Consider the following 2,955-nt stretch of genomic DNA (forward strand, 5'->3'; position numbering starts at 1 on the left):
TCCGACCGTTAACCGTTCGTTGTCCGCAGCCATTTTACAGTTAAACCCTTGCTCGTATGCGCGCTGTTCTACAGTTGGCGGTTGAGCTTTACGTTCGACAATAATAAGAATATTTAGATAGGGCGTTCTCGATGCATCATGATTGAAGATTTCGGTTTAGATCACAGTTGGCTTGATCCATTGATCGTGTCTCGAAGTGATCATCATGCAGGGCAAGATTTCCGTCGGTGGTTCATCAAATGATATGACCTTTTTAGCGCAAGGGGATTGGCACTTTTTTGGTTTAGCATGATGCTGACCATCTTCCGGCATTCCTCGTTCCTGCGGATACCTCCAGAAGATCACCAACATGCGGAAACGTTCAGCACCTAGGCAGTTTTCAAAGGTTGATTACTCCTTGTGTGCCTAGGTTGATTATTCAAGAATCGCGTCGAACAATCCGCTGCATCCGACCGCTAACCGTTCGGCAGTCAGTGATTTGTGAAGACTTAAACTTTTGATCAAACGCTGTCCTTTTGCGAGGGCGGTCGGTTGAGCTTTACGTTCGGCTATAATAAGAATGAAGATGATCTTGGGCCGTCTCACGTGAATTCCCGTTGATCACCCGATACCTAATATTGAGGCGCATATCGTTGAGAGTGCGCCATTTTTGTATCCAGGTTGCACAATATTGGAATATTCAGTCGATTTTGTAGTGGTTAGATCATGCGAAGATGGCTTTGATGGCACGTATCACACAGTATTCTAGATGGTTTTCGCGTATTTGAGCGAATCGACCAAGGGCGGCAGCGTCTCTGGTCGGTTTATTCCAAGCGTTGCATTCCACCGATTAGCGTTACGCGATGATTCATACCGTTTCGGTTTTAGCTGTCTCTCTATAGAAAGTTGCCGAACAATTCGCTGCATCCGACCGGATACCGTTCGCAGTCGGAGACACTTTTTACAGCTATGAGACACACTACATTTTCAACCGTTGATTGCTCGGCGGTTGAGCTTTACGTTCGGCTATAATAATGCACGCATAGGATTTGGCGTCCCGGTGATCGATAGACTTATGGATTCCAGGTTGGTCTAAGCCACAAGACTTCGTCGGAGTTGGTTCCTGTTGATGAGATTGTTGTCGCCTGATCCACGAATGCTGAATGTGACATTGAGAGTAGTTTGATCCATCTAGCGCAGAGGATTTCCCCGTAGATCAATTCTGATATTTCAGACGTTGCCTCCTATCCTCTGCTCATGGCTAGAGCGGTCGGAGCACAGGGTTGATGATCGTCGTTCGCGTTGGTCATCTATAAGCGAAAAATTTGCCGAACAATTCGCTGCACCCGACCGTTAACCGTTCGTAGTCCGCAGATTTTTTACAGTTGAGAACATCCAAGGTTTTTGACCTTTGACCCACCGGCGGTTGAGCTTTACGTTAGGCAAGAATAAGAAATATCCATCGATATTGTGATTCCAATGGCCTCAGATTTGTGGTATCTTTTAGCTATGATACAGACCAAAAACAACCCAATAGCTGAATTACGCGAACGAATTAACGATTTTGAAGATGCAATGGAGGACAGAGGCTTCATTTCTCTACTACAGGTGCCTCGCCACTTTGTCCGTGACTTATTGAAGTTGACCGCGCCGGAATGGAAGCAACATTCGAATGGTTGGATAGATGACAAGGACATCGATGAGATTCTCCATGAGACGAGCGTTAAGGGTGCATCCGGATTATCAGGGTTCAAATTTGGCACCACGACGATTCGAGTGGCGGGCAGTGATGAAGAGGATTGCGAGGAGTTTAAGATTCTTGAGTAGGTCGCGAACGAGGAAGAATGTGGCCTAACAAGACGCTTCATCCGACGCGATACCGTTCGTTGTCCGATGAAGTTGCAGAGCTAAAATCGTGAATGGTTTCGAAACTGTTTTACACGGCGCGGTTGAGCTCTACGTTAGATAAGAATAAGAATTCTGAGTCTCCGCGTTCGTTGACATGCAGATGGGTAGTCGTTTGGTTTTTGCATCACGATGACTACATCGTCATGCGGCACCCGATACGAGATGGACACGTTTCAAAAGAGAGAGCAGGGATAAGCACCAGGGTAACGCATCACGGATTCCGGAACGTTCCTTCGTCACTTCTTCCTCCATCCGTCATGCTGGCCGACGTTATCTCACACACATGCTTTCTGACAGATCGTCGGAGAGATTCAGAAGAACCTTCGAGCCATTTGTGAACAGCACACCTTTCGACGGTGAATGCCGTATTGATCCCCTCGAATCTAACAAGTCATTGCGGCCGACCGGATACCGTCCCTAGTCCGAGAAATTTTTTACAGGCATGGGACATTCTACATATTCGACCATTGATTTATCGGCGGCCGAATTTTACGTTCGGCTATAATAATGCACGCAATGGATTTGGAGTCTTGGTGATGGATCGCTAAATGGGCTCCAGGTTAATCTGAATCACAACACTTCGTCGGAGTTAGTTCCTGTTGATGAGATTGTTGCCGCCTGATCTACGAATTATGAAGTTCGCATCGAGATCAGCTTGATCCATCTGATACAGAGGTTTTCTCCGTAGTTCTATTCTGACATTTCACACGTTGCCTCCTATCCTCTGCTCATGGCTAGAGCGGTCGGAGCACAGGGTTGATGATTGTCGTTCGCGTTGGTTATTTGTTAGCGAAAAATTTGCCGAACAATTCGCTGCATCCGACCGTTAACCGTTCGTAGTCCGGAGACTTTTTATAGTTAAGACCATCATTGGTTTTTGACCTTTGACCCACCGGCGGTTGAGCTTTACGTTCGATAAGAATAAAAAAAACTATGAACATCATCATTTGGTTAGCTATCACCGCTGCATTCTTACGAGGCATTTATGTTTTTGATCAAGGTCACTCTGCTGAAGGAAGATATCCGGTTGCATCGGCCATCTGTTTCATTGGTGCAATTCTGTGCGCA

1 protein-coding gene is annotated in these 2,955 nt (G+C 46.4%); it reads left to right on the top strand.

What is annotated here, in order from left to right:
- Window positions 1–1,488: 1,488 nt before the first annotated feature.
- The gene (locus JO972_RS16645; RefSeq protein ID WP_309491216.1) at window positions 1,489–1,806 is read left to right on the top strand and encodes a hypothetical protein; all 318 of its coding nucleotides are present in this window, start codon (window positions 1,489–1,491) and stop codon (window positions 1,804–1,806) included.
- Window positions 1,807–2,955: the final 1,149 nt, after the last annotated feature.

This window comes from Oceaniferula flava, from assembly GCF_016811075.1.
Classification (GTDB): Bacteria; Verrucomicrobiota; Verrucomicrobiia; order Verrucomicrobiales; family Akkermansiaceae; genus Oceaniferula; species Oceaniferula flava.

Bases quoted from the DNA above. Each gene is read 5' to 3' on its own strand.
- JO972_RS16645 (WP_309491216.1), top strand. From the start codon at position 1,489: ATGATACAGACCAAAAACAACCCAATAGCTGAATTACGCGAACGAATT.